This window comes from uncultured Chryseobacterium sp., from assembly GCF_936933875.1.
GTDB lineage: Bacteria > Bacteroidota > Bacteroidia > Flavobacteriales > Weeksellaceae > CAKZIK01.
This window is the reverse complement of sequence record NZ_CAKZIK010000057.1, coordinates 14,305-32,257: the sequence shown is the minus strand read 5'-3', so window position 1 is coordinate 32,257 and position 17,953 is coordinate 14,305. Positions and strand designations below refer to the sequence as shown.

General features: G+C 43.6%; 12 protein-coding genes and 2 pseudogenes. 1 reads left to right on the top strand and 13 read right to left on the bottom strand.

What is annotated here, in order from left to right; all coding sequences use genetic code 11:
* Positions 1-73: 73 nt before the first annotated feature.
* Genes Q0252_RS08330 through Q0252_RS08320 form a run of 3 tightly spaced genes read right to left on the bottom strand, consistent with a single transcriptional unit; the run spans position 74 to position 7,813 of the window.
* Complete coding sequence (locus Q0252_RS08330) at positions 74-2,179, bottom strand: heavy metal translocating P-type ATPase (RefSeq protein WP_297985277.1); 2,106 nt, start codon at positions 2,177-2,179, stop codon at positions 74-76.
* A 48-nt stretch (positions 2,180-2,227) separates the two neighbouring features.
* The gene (locus Q0252_RS08325; RefSeq protein ID WP_297985275.1) at positions 2,228-3,463 is read right to left on the bottom strand and encodes an efflux RND transporter periplasmic adaptor subunit; all 1,236 of its coding nucleotides are present in this window, start codon (positions 3,461-3,463) and stop codon (positions 2,228-2,230) included.
* Positions 3,464-3,484: 21 nt separating this feature from the next.
* Positions 3,485-7,813, bottom strand: a complete 4,329-nt coding sequence (locus Q0252_RS08320; RefSeq protein WP_297985274.1) for a CusA/CzcA family heavy metal efflux RND transporter — start codon at positions 7,811-7,813, stop codon at positions 3,485-3,487.
* A 65-nt stretch (positions 7,814-7,878) separates the two neighbouring features.
* Between Q0252_RS08320 and Q0252_RS08315 the strand changes: the two genes are divergently transcribed.
* Positions 7,879-8,043 carry a hypothetical protein gene (locus Q0252_RS08315; RefSeq protein WP_297985273.1) on the top strand — a complete coding sequence of 55 codons (165 nt, stop codon included), beginning with the start codon at positions 7,879-7,881 and terminating at the stop codon, positions 8,041-8,043.
* Between the two features lie 43 nt (positions 8,044-8,086).
* On the opposite strand, the pseudogene Q0252_RS12325 reads toward Q0252_RS08315, so the two are convergent.
* The 10 genes and pseudogenes from Q0252_RS12325 to Q0252_RS08270 all read right to left on the bottom strand — a co-directional run.
* A pseudogene (locus Q0252_RS12325) lies at positions 8,087-8,197 on the bottom strand (hypothetical protein); the annotation flags it as partial.
* Positions 8,198-8,445: 248 nt separating this feature from the next.
* Positions 8,446-10,659 (bottom strand): multicopper oxidase domain-containing protein, encoded by a 2,214-nt coding sequence (locus tag Q0252_RS08310; protein WP_297985279.1) that lies wholly within the window; start codon positions 10,657-10,659, stop codon positions 8,446-8,448.
* A gap of 75 nt (positions 10,660-10,734) precedes the next feature.
* A pseudogene (locus Q0252_RS08305) lies at positions 10,735-11,337 on the bottom strand (heavy metal-binding domain-containing protein); the annotation flags it as partial.
* A gap of 31 nt (positions 11,338-11,368) precedes the next feature.
* The gene (locus Q0252_RS08300) at positions 11,369-13,495 is read right to left on the bottom strand and encodes a heavy metal translocating P-type ATPase (protein WP_297985272.1); all 2,127 of its coding nucleotides are present in this window, start codon (positions 13,493-13,495) and stop codon (positions 11,369-11,371) included.
* A gap of 37 nt (positions 13,496-13,532) precedes the next feature.
* Positions 13,533-14,021: a DUF305 domain-containing protein gene (locus Q0252_RS08295; RefSeq protein ID WP_297985270.1), complete on the bottom strand. Its 489-nt coding sequence runs from the start codon at positions 14,019-14,021 to the stop codon at positions 13,533-13,535.
* Between the two features lie 113 nt (positions 14,022-14,134).
* A complete protein-coding gene (locus tag Q0252_RS08290) occupies positions 14,135-14,344 on the bottom strand; it encodes a GDCCVxC domain-containing (seleno)protein (protein WP_115172502.1) in 210 nt (69 codons plus the stop codon).
* 45 nt (positions 14,345-14,389) lie between these two features.
* Entirely contained in the window at positions 14,390-14,989 is a 600-nt protein-coding gene (merTP, locus tag Q0252_RS08285) for a mercuric transport protein MerTP (RefSeq protein ID WP_297985264.1), read from the bottom strand.
* Positions 14,990-15,040: 51 nt separating this feature from the next.
* On the bottom strand, positions 15,041-15,499 hold the full coding sequence (locus Q0252_RS08280) for a heme-binding domain-containing protein (protein WP_297985262.1): 459 nt from the start codon (positions 15,497-15,499) through the stop codon (positions 15,041-15,043).
* A 1-nt stretch (position 15,500) separates the two neighbouring features.
* Positions 15,501-16,706 carry an efflux RND transporter periplasmic adaptor subunit gene (locus Q0252_RS08275; RefSeq protein WP_088470049.1) on the bottom strand — a complete coding sequence of 402 codons (1,206 nt, stop codon included), beginning with the start codon at positions 16,704-16,706 and terminating at the stop codon, positions 15,501-15,503.
* 11 nt (positions 16,707-16,717) lie between these two features.
* Positions 16,718-17,944 (bottom strand): efflux RND transporter periplasmic adaptor subunit, encoded by a 1,227-nt coding sequence (locus Q0252_RS08270; RefSeq protein WP_297985257.1) that lies wholly within the window; start codon positions 17,942-17,944, stop codon positions 16,718-16,720.
* Positions 17,945-17,953 lie beyond the last annotated feature (9 nt).

The following is a 17,953-nucleotide window of genomic DNA, read 5'->3' as shown; positions in this document are numbered from 1 at the left end:
AGGTATTCAAAACTTAGTCATAAAAAATGGCCGGAATTTCTTCCGACCATGACTAGACCGAAGCCCGCTTTGTTTAAAATTTCATTTTCTGAATTCTTACTGCATTTAATATGGCAAGAAGAGCTACACCCACATCGGCGAATACCGCTTCCCACATTGTGGCTAAACCGCCCGCTCCTAAAACGAGAAAAATGGCTTTTACTCCAAAAGCCAATGCAATATTCTGCCATACAATTTTTTTGGTCTGCTTACCAATATTAATGGCCATCGGGATCTTGGAAGGTTTGTCGTCCTGAATTACCACATCAGCGGTTTCAATAGTGGCATCACTCCCAAGGCCTCCCATCGCTATGCCGATATCACTTAAAGCTACAACCGGAGCATCGTTGACACCGTCGCCAACAAATGCAACCGTTTCATTCCGTGCTTTTATTTCTTTGACTTTATTCACTTTATCTTCCGGCAATAAATCGCCAAAAGCATTAGGTATGCCCAGTTTTCCTGCGACAGCTTTGACTACCGTTGCTTTATCACCGCTCAACATGGTAACTTTTACTCCTAAACTTTGAAGTTTCTGTACAGTTTCGGCAGCGTCTTCTTTGATGCTATCCGCAATGGTAAGGTATCCCGCAAATTTGCCTTCATAAGCAATGGCAATCAATGTTTCTACAATATCGTTTGGATTTACATCATATTGGATATTGAATTTATCCATCAGTTTAAAGTTTCCTACGAGCAACTCTTTTCCCTGATACGATCCCTTCAGGCCATGTCCCGCTATTTCTTCTACATTGTCGAGAATTATAGTATGGTCGGGTTCACCGAGATGATCGTGAATGGCAGTTGCAACCGGATGGGTTGATGAATTTTCGATTACATTCACTAATTTTAGAATTAAATCCCGGTCAAATTCCTGCTTTAGATTGACGGTCTGTACTTTAAAGACGCCCTCAGTCATGGTTCCGGTCTTATCCATAACCACATTTTTGACCTCTGCCAACGCATCCAGAAAGTTACTGCCCTTAAATAAAATTCCATTTCTGCTTGCGGCACCAATGCCACCAAAGTATCCTAGTGGAATACTAATTACTAATGCACATGGACAGGATATTACCAGAAATATCAGAGCGCGGTATAACCAGTCCCGGAAAATATATTCATCCACAAACAAATAGGGTAACAGACAGATTGTCACAGCGAGAAATACCACGATTGGGGTATAGATGCGGGCAAATTTCCTGATGAATAATTCTGTGGGTGCCTTCTGTGCTGTCGCGTTTTGTACCAGTTCTAGAATCTTGGAAAGTTTTGAATCTGCATAAGGTGTATTTACTCTCACCTGTGCAACGGTATTCAGGTTGATCATACCAGCAAGGACGGTATCTCCTGTTTGCTTTGTGTCAGGTTTACTTTCGCCGGTGAGTGCCGAGGTATTGAACGAAGCGCTGTCTGAAATCAAAATTCCATCCAGGGCCAGTTTTTCTCCCGGTTTCAACTGAATAACCGAATCCAGTGCAACTTCCGCCGCTTTTACCGTTTGTGGGCGGTTATCCACCAAGATGGTCACTTCATCGGGACGCTGATCGAGAAGTTTTGCTATGTTTCCTTTTGCGCGCTGAACGGCTAAAGTCTGGAAAACTTCGCCTACTGAATAGAAGAGCATTACAGCTACCCCTTCAGGATATTCACCAATTGCAAAGGCACCTATTGTCGCGATAGACATTAAGAAAAACTCCGAAAACACATCCCCCTTCCTGATACTTTCAAACGCATCTGTCAGAACCGGCACACCTACCGGCAGATAGGCTGCGGCGTACCAAATAATACGCACCCAATCTTTAAACCAAAATTGAGGAATCAGATGATCCATTGCCAAGCCTGCCATTAGGATCACGAATGAGATCATTGTCGGAAGAAAAAGCTGAAAGGTAGACTTTCCCTGTGCAGAATGATCGTGGCCGTCGTCATCGGTATGTTTCCCGCCCGGTTTATGACCGACCTTTTCTGAATTCTTCATTTTTGATGGATTTACTTTTGCATCTACAGCACAGCATGCTTTGTCGCCTAACTCTTTTTTCAATCTTTGGTCTGCAACCAAATTGATTTTTTCTTCTTCTGTACAACACAACTGACGACCATTTTCGTCGAAAGTATGTGTATGTAATTTATTATTTGCCATAAGTTTTATTTTAAATGATGAGTTTGAGTAATTTTGATTATGGATTTTTTAATGGCCGTGCCCTTCTTCTCCTTTGTTATTTAATTTAGCTAAAATGAAGAAGGCATTTTTAGTTACTATTTTAGCATCGGCAGGAATTGGTTTTAAAGGTGTAATTTGTGTGTAGCCTAAATCAGTAACCCCTTTAGCAACAGGAATTTTTTCAAAACCTACTTCCTTTTCCACAATTGTTTTTTTGTTATTTCCGTTTGTTGAAGTTGATACTTTTTCGTTATTTTCTTCTTTATCATGATCGGACTGCATTATAAAGATAAAATCCTGTCCCTTATCATTAACTATAGCTTCAGTAGGAACGGATGCAGTAGTTTGCTTATCAAGACTTATGACTGCGATAACATTCATGCCATCAATAAGACCTGATCGGTCACCGACGACTTGTGCGTGAACAGGAACAGTTTTGCTTTCTCCTTCAAAGGCTGTACCTATTGAAGTTATTTTTGCATCATACTCTTTACCTGGACTGTTGGTAAGTGTAAAATGAATGGATTGTCCTGGCTGTACTTTACCCAAGTCTTTTTCATATACATAGATATCTAAATGCAGGGCTGAGTTGCTTACAATTTCGGCAATTGGCGAAGCCATGTCTACATTACTCCCGATTTGCGCAATCACTTTACTTACCGTTCCGCTGATGGGCGCGCGCACCGCAAGGGACGAACTGTAACCCTGAGCTGCACCGATGCTGCCCAGCTGTTTCTGCAGTCCGGAGCGCTGGCTTCGTAATGTTGCAAGATCTGTCTGTGCCTGCTGAAATTTCTTTAACGGTGCGGCATTTCCTTTATAAAGCTGCTGGGCACGCGTTACCTCCAACTCTGCCATCCGGATCTGAACATTAACCTGCTGAAGCTGCTGCTGCATCACAATTAAATCGGGGTTTGAAATGGTTGCTATAACTTTTCCCTTTGATACATAGCTTCCAGGCTGTACGTACAGGGAGCGTACTATACCGCTGTATGAGGGCGTGACAAATGCCTTATTCTGATTCGGCACGGTTAGCATACCGCTCACCTTGATGGTATTGGAAAGCTCCTTACTTTCGATACTGCCCATCTGGATGCCTACAGTTTTTATCTGTTCTTCGGTGAAATGTGCCACATTAGGATCTTCGTGCTCATCGGGCTTCTCTACTGCAGTTGCTTCTTTGGTTTCAGTGACTTCTGATTCTTTTTTGCATCCTGTCAACAAGACAGAGACCGCAAAAATTAGGGTGATATATTTTTTCATGTTATATTCTCTTTTGGATCCTTAATTTTTAATATAGTAGTTATATTGTATTACTGCCATGTTGTATTCGTTCAGTGCAATCAAATAGTTTTTTCTAATGTCTATAGCTTGGGTGAAAAACTGGTGCATTTCAGAAAACCCTATTTCCCCAGCTTTGTAACTCAGCATTGCCGCATCGAAAATTTGGTCTGCCTGTTTCAAACCTATACTTTCATAATATTTAAGCATTTCAGCAGCTTTCAGAATTTCAGTATAGCTGGAGCGGGTTTGTGCCGCGAACTGATTTTCCTGATAGCGCAGCTGAGATTGTTGAATTTCGACCTCGGCTTCTGCAGACTGCAATTTGGCTTTGTAAGCAGTCTTTCCAAAAATGGGAAATTCTACAGCTACTGAAAAGCCTGTTATGGGATCCTTCATTCCGTATAATCTCTGGGAAAATATTCTTCCCGAAAAGTCAGGTTTGTTCTGCATTTTCTGAACCTCTATATTCGCCCTTGCTATTTCTATATTCTGCTGCTGCAGAGCCAATGAGGGATGAAAACTGTCTGATGGTAAATCTTCCAAATCCAATTTCTGCAAGTTTGTGTCTTCCGGCAAGTATAGCACCTGACTATTAAGAAACAGACTGAGTTGTTGCTGCTGTGCCGAAATATTCTGTTCGTTTTGCTGTCGCTGAGCCTGGAGCTCTTTCATCCGTGCTTCGGCAGCAATGTTTTCTAGTCCTGCAGCTTCGCCGGTTTTGAAACGAAGATTAGCTGCTTTGTACATGGACGTATAATACTCATCAAGTTTTTGGTAGAGCTTACCAACATCCTGAAGGTACCACAACTGATAAAAAGCAGTATTTACTTCCCTTTTTATCACTGCGTCCAACATGCTTTTATTCAGCTGGTGAAATTTCAACTGCTCCTCAAAATACTTTCTTTTCGCCTTATATAATCCCGGCCACTGGACGGATTGCTGGATTCCAATTTTAAAATCGCCGTCGGGATCACTAGGCCTCATATCCTCATTTTCTACAAAGATGCCGGTTTTGGGAATTTCACGTGCAGTTTTAGTTTCCAGTAAAGCTTTATTTACCTGGGCACTGTTTACCGAGTACTGCAGATTATTTTCCAGCGCTATTTTCACCGCGTCATTTGGTGAAATTCTTTCCTGAGCAGTAAGTGCACCTGCGGAAGAGCACAGTAAAATTACCAGCGCTACAAACGACGTGTTTTTACTATTTCTCAATTTGTTTTTGATTTGATTCTTAGAATTAAATATGATATATAGTAGGGGTAAGACAAATAAGGTAAGGAAGGTTGCTGTTACCAAACCGCCGATAACTACTGTTGCAAGCGGTCTTTGCACTTCGGCACCGCTCCCGGTAGAAAAAGCCATCGGGAAAAATCCAAATGATGCTACGGCTGCCGTCATCAATACAGGACGAAGCCTGATACTGGTTCCTTCTATGACCCTTCGTATTACATTATTTACACCGGATTTCTGTAGGTCTTTGAAAGTACTCACCAAGACGATACCGTTCAGGACGGCCACACCAAATAACGCAATGAAGCCCACTCCTGCAGAAATACTGAATGGCATATCTCTTATGAGCAACGCAAACACACCGCCAATAGCACTCATTGGTATTGCGGTGAAGATAAGAATGCTGTCTTTGAAGTTGCGGAAGGTGAAGTAAAGCAAAAGAAAGATAAGGGCTAATGCTACAGGAACCGCTATTTGCAGTCGTGAAGAGGCCTGTTTCAGGTTTTCGAATGTTCCTCCATATGTATAGTAATAGCCGGCGGGCAAGATGTTTGCGTCATTCAGTTTTTTCTGGATTTCGGTGACTACACTTTCTACATCCCTATCCTTTACATTAAAGCCAACGACGATCCTGCGCTTTCCATCTTCACGGCTGATTTGCGCCGGTCCTTCTTTAAATTCCACTTTTGCTATCTGAGAGAGCGGAATCTGCACACCGTTCTCAGCCGGAATAAAGAGGTTACTCACGTCGTCAATAGAACTTCTGCTCACACTGTCGAGCCGTGCGACCAAATTAAACTTCCTTTCGTCTTCGAATACTACTCCGGCGGTTTCGCCCGCAAAAGCCGTGCTCACTGTATGGTTTATGTCCTCAATATTCAGCCCGTAAGAGGCCATTCTGGCCCTGTCGTAAGTAATGGTTATTTGAGGTAAACCAACGGTCTGCTCAATTTGTGGTTCGGTTGCACCCTCTACTGTCTGTACTATTTTGGCAACTTCCGGTGCCAGTTTCGCAAGGGTGTCGATATTCTCTCCAAATATTTTGACCGCTACATCCTGGCGGACACCGGTCATTAATTCGTTAAAACGCATCTGTATGGGTTGGGAGACTTCAAAAAACACGCCAGGTATCATTTCCAGTTTTTCCATCATTTCGGCACTTAACTCTTCGTAAGATTTGTCGCTGTCTTTCCAATCTTTTTTAGGTTTTAGCGTGACAATAAGATCGGTTGCTTCGGGCGGCATAGGGTCTGTTGGAACCTCCGCGCTTCCGGTTTTACCTACCACGGTGTTGACTTCGGGAAATGATTTCAAAATACGGCTTGCCTGCATAGAAGTTTCTATACTTTGTGAAAGGGAGGTGCCCTGTGGCAGAATACAATGTACGGCAAAATCACCTTCCTGAAGTTGGGGTATAAATTCGCCGCCCATGCGAGAGAACAGCAGAAGCGACACCGTAAGCAGCGCTATGGCCGCGGCAACTACTGCATATTTAAATGCAATAGCCTTCTGCAACAACGGAACGTAAAAATTATGGATCTTAGCCATCATTTTATCGGCAAAGGTCTTTTTGGCACTGATATTTTTAGATAAAAACAATGCGGACATCATGGGTATATAAGTAAGAGAGAGGATCAGTGCTCCGACAATGGCAAATGATACGGTCTCTGCCATAGGACGGAACATTTTACCTTCAATTCCCTGAAGTGACAGAATGGGTAGGTAGACAATAAGTATAATGATCTGGCCAAATGCTGCAGAACTCATCATCTTTTTTGCACTGGCTTCCACAGCCCGGTCCATTGTGTGCTGCGACAGTTTTTGGGATTTGTGGTGGACCGCGAGAAAGTGAAGGGTCGCCTCCACAATGATTACTGCGCCATCTACAATAAGCCCGAAATCAATAGCTCCCAAACTCATCAAGTTTGCACTGACTCCAAAAACATTCATCATACCTAAGGCAAAAAGGAGAGATAGTGGAATGGCAGAAGCCACAATAAGCCCTGCTCGAAAATTACCCAGAAACAGAACGAGCACAAGGATGACAATAAGAGCGCCTTCCACCAAATTTGTTTCTACGGTACGGATCGCCCGGTCTATTAAGTTAGTCCGGTCCACGAAAGGTTCTACGATAATATCCGCTGGAAGGGATTTTTGAATGGTGAGCATTTTTTCCTTAACCCGACTCACTACTTCCGCGGAATTTTCACCTTTGAGCATCATTACAATACCCCCGACAGCCTCTTTATCGCCGTTATAAGTTAAGGCACCATATCTAATGGCACTGCCTATACGTGCCTCCGCGACATCTTTGATAAGTACAGGGATACCGTTGACTGTTTTTATTACGGTGTTGGAAATATCCTCTAATGAAGAGATCAGACCGATACCGCGAATAAAATAGGCATTAGGTTTTTTATCGATATAAGCGCCGCCGGTATTTTCGTTATTTTTCTGGAGTGCAGCAAAAATATCTGCAATGGTAACATTCATTGCTTTAAGCCTATAGGGATTAATCGCGACTTCATACTGCTTAAGTTTCCCGCCGAAACTGTTAATTTCAGCTACTCCGGGTGTCCCGTAAAGTTGCCTTGCCACGACCCAATCCTGCATGGTACGCAGATCCGTAGCGGAGTATTTGTTCTCGGAACCTTTTTTAGGGTGAATAACATACTGATAGATTTCTCCCAAGCCAGTAGAAACCGGGGACATTTCGGGGCTGCCGATACCTTGTGGAATATTTTCTTCGGCCTCTTTCAGTTTTTCAGTGATGAGTTGGCGTGCAAAGTAAATATCCACGCTTTCGTCGAAAACGACCGTCACTACGGACAAGCCAAATCTTGAAATTGACCTCATTTCGGTAATTCCGGGAATGTTGGCGAGGCTCTGTTCAATTGGATATGTTACCAACTGTTCTGTTTCCTGTGCGGCTAATGTGGGTGTACTGGTAATGATCTGAACCTGATTATTGGTGATATCTGGCACAGCATCTAGGGGAAGCTTAGTAGCGCTATACACGCCCCAAATGATTAGTGCGAAAGTCATGAGCCCAATGATGAGCTTATTCTTTACACTAAACTGTATAATTTTATATATCATTTGTAAAAATTAAGGTTAATTGAAGGTAAAGCACATTCCGTATTGTTCACGAAAATGCGCGACTATTGGATAGCCGAAGTGTCCCGGAGGAAGAATCCTACGGTAGTTTAATTAACCTATTTTGGGAGGTTGCCAGATATCGGCAGGGAGGAGGATCTTGTGATCATATTTCCTATCAGGAAGAATATCTTTTATTACAACCTTGTGGTGCTCAGGAAGTAACGTATTAATCTGTAAAACTGATAAATTCATACCACAACAATTGCAAACGCAGAAAGGAGAACAAAGATCAGCGTGTTGATTCTGGCTTTGTTCGAGGTGAACATCCTGATTCTGACAAAATTTTTCGCTTAAACCCTTTGCCGCGTCGTTGCATGGCACCATAGTAAGCACCATAAAGAACAAGGATAAAGAGAAGGCCAAAAATTTCACGGTGCTAATTTAATAAAAATATATTTACTTCAATTTATGTCTTATCTCATATTACTGCAATGATTCCTCAGGTTGTAGGCTGGTATTGTTTGCCTCATGAGAATCTGTGTTTCCGGCGGTCGTTATACGCTGTAAAAAAGAGTGCAACCGGTCTTTATTTGGCAGCTGCACTCTTTAAAATTGACACAATAAAAACTCCTTTAATAGTTCAGTGTAATCCCTGCACCCCAGCTCATATCGCTGTCGTAGTGGGTTGAGATTCCGATATTTTTTGTGACGATATATTTAAGACCTGCCATATATTCTTTGTCGGTATTGACCATGAATGCCCCGCGCAAACGCGCAGTCAACGGAATGTCTTCACGTTTCAGCTGGAACCTTACAATTCCGTCTGTAAATATTTCTGCCTGCAGGTCCACCAACATCGGGAGTTTATACATGATACCAGCGCTGAAAGTTTTTCTTTCATCTTTAGTAGATGCCTGTCCAAAAAGGTTTTTTTCAATATTATTCCTGTCAATCTTTCTATAATGATAGTTAAATCCGATAAATGGTTTCAGCCACTGCATACGGTCCACATACCTGCCGAGTTGGGTTTCCACCTCGTAGCCGTGATGGGGATTGTAACCTAAACGCCATTCTGTTCCCAATTCCCAGCGGGCATTTGAGATCCTCGCCATCCCGTCGTTACCATTAGTAGCAAAATCGTTTTCGGCCATAAGGTGCCACATGTTACTTTCGCGCTGGAGCTTTTTGTAAGCTGAAGCTTTATCGGGCAGCAAAGGATTCTGATAATCACCAACAGCAAAAACACGGTTCATCCCCGCCATCATGTGATAGAGGATGTGACAGTGGAAAAACCAGTCCCCATCCGTTTTTGCTTCGAATTCGATGACATTAGTTTCCATCGGCATAATATCCAACACATTTTTGAGGGGTGCCTGAACGCCATTTTTGTTGAGTACCCGAAAATCAAAACCGTGCAGGTGCATCGGGTGACGCATCATTGAATTATTGAATAGGGTAATGCGGAGAATTTCGCCTTTTTTTACCAATATTTTGTCAGATTCTGCCAGGACTCTATCGTCCATGCTCCATATGTAGCGGTTCATGTTTCCCGTAAGGGTAAACTTGAGCTCGCGCACGGGACTGTCTTTCGGGAGTGAAGTGTCATAGGGCGACTTCATCATTTCGTAATTCAAGGTGGTAATCCCGGAAGCAGGCATCTGGTGCTTTGAGTGATCCATTTCCGCATCACTGTTGTCCATTGTATTCATCGGCATTGCTGCATTGTTTTCAGCAATAATCTCAGGGTACATCACCTGATTCATATCCATCGTCTGATAACTCATCTTCATGCCCATATCTTTCATGTCACCGTTCATCTTCATCATGTCATTCATCATCCTCATTCCTTCAAAATATTTGAGTTTGGGTAAGGGTGCCTGGGCTTTTTTAATTCCTTCGCCAATGTAAACGGAAGCCGATTTTGTGCGGTCTTCGGGCGTAACAAGGAGCTCGTAGGAGGTGTTTCTTTCAGGAATTTCCACTACGATATCCACTGTTTCGGAAACCGCCAGGATCAGGCGATCCACTTCGACCGGTTCAATGTCCAATCCATCACTGGCCACTACTTTAATTTTTCCTCCTGCATAATTGAGCCAAAAATAGGAGGAAGCACCGCCGTTCGCGATTTGAAGCCGCACTTTGTCACCGGCTTTGTATCCTGCGAGCTGGCTTTCTATTTTACCGTTAATCAGAAAGGCGTCATAATAAACGTCACTCACGTCCATGGCAAGCATCCGCTTCCATTCGTTGGTGAGTTTTGTCTTAAAGTGTCCCTCTTTTATGGCTTCTGCATAACTTTGCGTACTGCCTTTTTTTATTGCGAACCAGTCATTAGCGTTGTGAAGCATCCGCTGAACATTATTGGGGTTCAGGTTTGTCCACTCGCTCAGGATAAGGTGCTCTGTGGGCAAATCATCAATCCCCGGCCGGAATGTAGGATCTTCGGGACGTTTTTTCAGAATCATCATCCCATACATTCCAATCTGCTCCTGCAGGCCAGTATGTGAGTGATACCAGTGGGTTCCGTTTTGGATGATCGGAAACGAATACGTGTAGGTTGAATGTGGTGGAATGGGTTTCTGGGTAAGCCAGGGAACCCCATCTTCTTTATTTGGAAGATGAAGACCGTGCCAGTGCAGAGAAGTTTCTTCGTCCATTAAATTATGGACAATCACTTCCGCCGTATCGCCCTCATAAAACTCCAGCTTTGGCATCGGAATCTGCCCGTTTACGGCAATGGCGCGTTTCTGTTTGCCCGCGAAATTTACCAGGGTGTCTTTCACATAAAGATGGTAGGTCACTTTGCGTCCGCCTTTTAGGTGCTTTTCGGGCATGGGCATGACCATTTTGTGTTCACCATGTATCTGCATGTTTCCGTGTGCAGAATGATCTTCCTTCTTTCCTTTTTGAGGCACCAGATTCATACCGCACTTGGGACACTTTCCGGGTTTGTCCGATATCACCTCGGGATGCATCGGGCAGGTGTACATCTTTTGCGCTTCTTCATGCTGATGCGCATCTGAAGTTTGATGTTCCGGGGTTTTGCCGGTAGACTGATGCCGGCCGCTTTCCTTCTGAGGGACCAGATTCATACCGCACTTGGGACACTTTCCGGGTTTGTCCGAAACCACCTCGGGGTGCATCGGACAGGTGTACATCTTTTGCGCTGCTTCATGCGGATGGGGAGCAGTTGTTGAATGTTCCGGCGTTTTGACGCTTGTTGGATCTTTCGGTACTGCTTTAGTCTTTGGCATCACCGGTTTTTTAACTTCCGCTTTTGTCTTTGTTTTTGCAGGGGTCACTTCAGGTTTCTGAATCGTAGTTTTTTTAACTGCGGTGGCCGTTTTAGGAGCGGGCGCGGATTTGGCCGCCGTTTTTGTCTCAGTAAGGATTTTCTTCACCAGGGTCATACCGCAAATGGGGCAGTTACCGGGTGCTGATTTCACCACCTGCGGATGCATCGGGCAGGTGTAAACAGTTTTGGTGCTCTGTGAATAGGTATTTATGGATATTGCCACAAACATTAAGAGCGATAGTAGGTATTTCATTTTGTGATTATTTAATTTTTAACAAACTTGCATTAATGGCAACCACTATGGTGCTGACACTCATCAGTACAGCACCCATGGCGGGACTCAGGACAAATGTAGGATACAGAACACCCGCAGCAAGTGGAATAGCCACGACGTTGTAGCCCACTGCCCATACGAGATTCTGGATCATCTTGCTGTAGGTTTTCTTTCCAAAATCTATCATTTTCACCACGTCTCGAGGGTCACTGTTGACCAGAATAATATCTGCGGTTTCGGCAGCAACATCAGTTCCGCTGCCAACTGCAATGCCTACATCTGCTGCTGCCAAAGCCGGTGCATCATTTACGCCGTCACCTGTCATCGCAACGATTTCCCCTTTATCCTGAAATTCTTTTACTTTTTCCTGTTTGTGGTGCGGAAGTACATTTGCCAAATATCCGTCCATTCCTAACTGCTTTGACACCGCCGCCGCTACCTTTTCGTTATCACCTGTAAGCAGGAATGATTTAATGTTCATGCTTCGAAGTTGGTCAATAGCTTCTTTTGCGCCTTCGCGAATGGTATCTGCTAAAGAAACAATACCCACGGGCACGTCATCAATCAAAATAAAGTTCACTGTTTCTGCATCCTGGTTGATTTCTTCCGGAATGGCAGGTACCTGTTTATTGTTTTGAACAAAATAATTAGGACCAGCCGCGACAACCGATTTACCGTTTACGATTCCTGTCACTCCAATTCCCTGCATGTAGCGGAAACTGTCTGACTTCCATAGCTCCAGTTTTCTCTCAGAAAGGGTCTGCATGATTCCTTTTGCAATATGATGTTCGGAGTTCTGCTGCACTGCCGCTGCATACTGGAGTAAATCGTTTTCCGAATAGTGTTCCGTTAGAGGAATGATTTTCTGCACAGTGTGGGAACCTTTCGTAAGGGTGCCGGTTTTATCGAAAATAATGGTCGATAATTTTCTCGTGGTTTCAAAAGCCGTTCGGTTTCTGATGAGTAAACCATTTGTCGCTGAAAGTGTAGTGGAAATGGCCACCACCAGAGGGATTGCCACTCCTAAAGCATGAGGGCAGGCCGTTACCATTACCGTTACCATCCGTTCCAGAGCAAAAGCCAAATCTCCCATGGTGATGTACCAGTAAGCGAAAGTTCCTACTCCCACCACGATTGCTACTATAGTAAGCCATTTGGCTACTTTATCCGCCAGATTCTGAGTGTTCGACTTTGCTGCCTGCGCATCCTGAACCAAATTAATGACCTTATTGAGGTACGAATCCTTTCCAACCCCTGTTGCTTTTATCTTTAAAGCTCCGTCTCCATTGATAGACCCTGCGATAACCTTTCCACCGGACTCTTTTCTTACAGGAATACTTTCTCCGGTCAGCATGCTTTCATTTAAATAGGAACTGCCCTCGACAATCAGACCGTCAGCGGCGATTTTTTCGCCCGGTCTTATGATTACGGTATCTCCGTTTTTCAGCTGTTCCAGTTTTATTTTAACCGGACTTCCGTTCTGCTCGACGGTTACGTCATTTGGTAGCAATGCCACTAAGGATTGTAACGCTTTTGAAGCTGCCATCTGTGAACGCATTTCGAGCCAATGACCCAGAAGCATGATGACAATTAGGGTGGCGAGCTCCCAAAAGAAATCCATGCCCGGCAGCCCGAATACGACGGCAACGGAATAGACATAAGCTACGGTTATCGCCAAAGCAACGAGCGTCATCATCCCAATAGCTCCGGCTTTCACTTCGCCCAAAAACCCTTTGAAAAAAGGCATTCCACCGTAGAAATAAATAATACTTCCCAAAACCAACAGCACGTATTTATCGCCTGGAAAAGCTATGGTGAAACCAAGCCACTGCTGAATCATGTGCGAAAGCAGCAGCACCGGAACAGAAAGCACCAGTGTAATCCAGAATCTTTTTAGAAAATCCGGAGTATGATGACCTGCATGTTTGTCAAATCCCGCCGCTGAACTATCAGATTCTGAGTGATGATCATGATTCTGATGATGATGGCTGTGTTCGTCTTTTTCAGGTCGGGCGGTTCCTCCCAAGGGAATTAAGTTCATTCCGCAAAGTGGACATTTCCCCGGTTCGTCCTTCAATATCTGGGGATGCATGGGACAGGTGTATTTTTTCATAATTCAATTTTTTTGTGTTAAATTCTGCTATTTGAGATTACTTCCGGGTTTGAAGTTCCTTAATTTTCGCCTTCATGACGGCAATTTCCTCCTCCTGTGCTTTGATAATTTCCTCGCCCAACTTTCTCACTTCCGGATCGACCAGATTACTTTCTTCGACCATAAGAATAGCCCCTGCATGGTGTGGAATCATGGACTTTAGAAACTGGACATCTCCCACGGCTGTCTGCTGCCGAATCCCGGACCAAAACAGTACCATCGCCAACACACCGACACCCATCAGTACCTTGTTGAGTTTTTTATTGGGATACATCTTTGCCATTAACAGCAGTTCGATGATCAACATAGGAGAAGCCATTAGTCCGGCCATATAAAACTGATTGATATTGGGAATCACATTGGATAACCGATCAACCATCGCATACATTAATATAAACATGGATACGAAGGAAATGAGAAGCATCCAAAACAACTTTTTGTATGCCCCGCTGTGATCCATTTGTTCACTTTCTTTTTTTGAATCCATATTCTGTGTAGAATGAGTTTTCCCCGAGGCACTATGGTCCGGAGAAACTTTGTGGCTGTGCGTTGATTTGTCCATTAAAATGGTTTTTGTTATTTAGTTAAACGTAAGGACTTTTAGCAACATTTCTTGTCCTGCTGAACTGGGGGACAAGGCACTGTTCCGTAACTGCAATACACACAGCAATCGCCCTGTTTTGGTGTTAAAACGGTCTTACATTTTTCGCATTCGTAGAAATACTGGCAACTATCTGTAGGCATTGTTTCCTCTTTCCTATGTCCGCAATTGGGGCAAGTGATGATCGACTGTAATTTGACTGTATTCATCTGTTTAATAATTTATTATGGTTTTTCACGACCAATGGTTTTCAATTAATATTCTTTTTTGTCGGTTACTAAATATCCCGTAGCATTTATGGCGTTTTCGATTTCATCAATGTTTGTTTTTGAATCATCAAATTTCACAACTGCATTTTTGTTTTCGTACGAAGCGTCTGAACTTATAATTCCCGTCAGTTTATTCACTTCGCTATTGACGTGCTCCCCACAGCTTGCGCAGGTCATACCACTAATTGTAAATTCTATTTTACGGATATTAGATTGATCTACTATTATAATTTGCTTTTCTGTTTTTGGATAGAAAACAGCTGAATAGTAGGGGAAGGCAAGCATAACGACTGCAAATAGGGTAACAATCCCTAAAAACATTTTCGACTGCGTGAATGGTATTTTCTCATCTTTCTCACAGCTACAGTCTAATTGTTTTTTAGGTTTTAATTTAAGATACCAGGCAAAACCAAGAACAAAAATTGTTAACCCGATTAAATAAGGCCGTAAAGGTTCGAGCCAGGAAAAAGTTGCAGCCAGGCCGCTTGTTCCTGCAATGAAGGCTAATAATGGTGTAATGCAACATAATGAGGCGGTGAAGGCAGCCAGCAGACCTGCGCTGATTAATTTTTTGTTTGTTTTCATATTGTTCTTTTAAGATTTTATTTTCATTTTTGACGATTTTCATTTCATGTTTTAAAGTTCAAGTTCTGACTGAAAAAACTGCAAAAGGACTTTTTTCTTATTTGGTGTTAAACCTGCATCAGGATGAAGTAAAAGATAGGATTTTAAAGGCATTTCGTCTTTTTCAATCTGGCTGATGATGCTTTTTATTTTCGCTTTTTTCCGTCTTTTTGAATAGTCATTGAACTCATCCAAATTGAGTTCTTCTTTGCCTTCTTTAATATGCCGGGCCATGAACCACGCGCCCGGCTGTAATACCGAATACCAGGGATAACGGGTATTATTTGAATGACAGTCATAGCAGGAAACTTTAAGGATTGCAGCCACGTTGGCGGGCACCTTTTCGGTTTTTTCAAAACTTTGACCTGCCGGCACGGTGGAGACATTACGCTCCACCGGTATGAACTGAATGGCTAAAACAACCGCCACTACTATCACCGACAGCCAACCTATGATATTCAATTTTCTCATATTACATGGTGCTCATATCGTGACCCGCCATGGGATCAACCCCTTTCTTGAAAATGTATTCACTGTTCAGTAGGTATGCTCCGGAGACCACTACTTCGTCTCCCGCCTTAATTCCTGATGTGATTTCTATTCTGTCTTCATATTCGAGACCCGTTTCCACCATTCTGTTGACGAAGGTGTTCTTCGCGGTTTTCACCCACACCGTGGAAGATTTGCCATCCCTGATTACCGCATCCACAGGCATTGAAAGACCATCACGGGATTTGTTTTCCACAAGAACATATACCGGCATACCGGGTTTCAGCATGTTTCCTTTGTTGGGCACGGAAATGCGAACCAGATTTATCCTGCTGGAGGCGCTTATTTCAGGGTTTGTAAAATCAATCTTCCCATCAATCTTCAAATTATCCAGATCGGGAATATATACGGTGACCTTGCTGTCTTTCTGAAGGAGAGCCATTTGAGAGGAATAAACCTGCGCCTCCGCCCACAGCGATGAAAGGTCTGCCAGATTCACGATGGTGCCACCTTCGGCAAGATAATCGCCTTCGGCAATGCTCAGATCGGTGATGTAGCCGGCTGCATTGCTGAACACGGTAGTGGTTGGCGTGGCTTTTCCTGATCTTTCCAGCTGTTTGATCTGGCTTTCCGACATTCCCCATAAATAAAGCTTGTTGCGGGAACTTTGGAGCAGCTGGTCAAAATCAATGGACGTATTACCGACGAAAAGTTTGCGTCTTTCTAATGCCAGCAAATATTCCTGCTTTGCATTATTGAGTTCTTCACTGTAAATATCGACCAACGGCGCCCCCTTCGGAACAAAATCGCCAATGTTTTTATAATACAACCGTTCAACTCTGCCCATTACTCTTGAACTTACTGCCTGCATTTGGTACTGATTAAAATTGAGTGTTCCAGTCAGGGTAAGTTTGTCGGCCATAGACCCATCAGATAGCGCGACTGTTTTGATATTCCCAAGTTTAACCTGCTCGTCATTCAAAACAATTTCGTTAGGATCCGCATTCTTTTTCTTCTCCACAGGCACCAAATCCATGTGACAAATGGGGCATTTTCCGGGTTTATCGGAGACTACCTGCGGGTGCATGGAACAGGTGTAGTAGATATCGTGGCCGGCATGCGGATCTTCCTCCTTTTTACAGGAGTAAAGAAAAACCAGCAAGGCCAGCATTAAAATATTGAATTTCATCTTATCAATTTTTATCTGTTAATTTTTATGAAACTTTCGCTGTCCATCAGGTACTGTGCATTTTCGGCAACTCCATCTTCAGGAAGCAAACCACTGACGATCTGAATTTTATCGCCTACCACCGCGCCGGTAACAACCTTGTGGGCAATAAAACCGCCTTCAACTTTTTTGAACGCAATTTTATCAATCCCCAAAGAAACCACCGCTGATTTCGGCAGCCAATCTGCCATTCTGTTGTGGCTCATAATCTCCGCTTTAACCTGACTTCCGACAGGAATTTTTGCGGTGGAATTATCAAAATAGACGCGCGCCGTTACGGTTTTGCTGCCCTGCCTGAAAAAGGGTTCAATAAAACCGATGATTCCTTTGAAGCGATTTTCAGGATTGGCTTCCGGGATGATCATGACTGACTGTCCTTTGCTGACCAGTGCAATGTCTTCAGAGAAAATATTGATCAGGGCCCAGGTTCTGTTGGGATTGTAGACACTGAAAATATTCTGTCCTTTCTGGAGATACATTCCCTCTTTTAGGGGTAGTTCAGCGGTGGCTGCCGTATTTGAAGCCATTGCGGGTGCAGATTGTGGTGATGACCCCATGCTTCCTGCCGATCCTGCCTGCTGAATGTGTCCGCTGTAATTGCTGAAAACCGGAACTGTGAGATCAGGTTTCCCTCGCTGGATGACTTTCTGTATCTGTGAAGCCGGCATTCCCAAAAGAAGGAGTTTTTGGCGTGAAGCATCAATCATTGTTTTGTTTGAGCGGTCATTTTTCAGAACAAAGAGTAGGTTTTGCTGCGCGGTTAACAGTTCCGGGCTGTATATATCTAAAATGCGCTGGCCTTTGGACACTTTCTGGTATTTATACCGCACATAGAGTTTTTCGATACGGCCCGCAACGCGTGAGGAAATACTGCCAATCTGTCGAGTATCGTATTCTACCGTCCCTAAAGCATCAACCGTGGTCGGGATGTTTTCCTTTTTTAACTTTACGACCGGCAATTCCGAGATAACAAATTCATTGGTTGGTTTCAGCAGATCGTCGAGTTTAATCCCCTCTTCCTTTTTTTCAGGGGCATCTTTCAGGACCAAATCCATCCCACATTTGGGACATTTGCCGGGTTTGTCTGAAATCACTTCCGGGTGCATCGGACAGGTATAAGTATGCATTGCAGCTTCTGCCGAGTGCTTATCTTCCCAGAACTTAACTTTGTCACACGCCGTCAAACCAAATAAAAGCATAGTGAATAT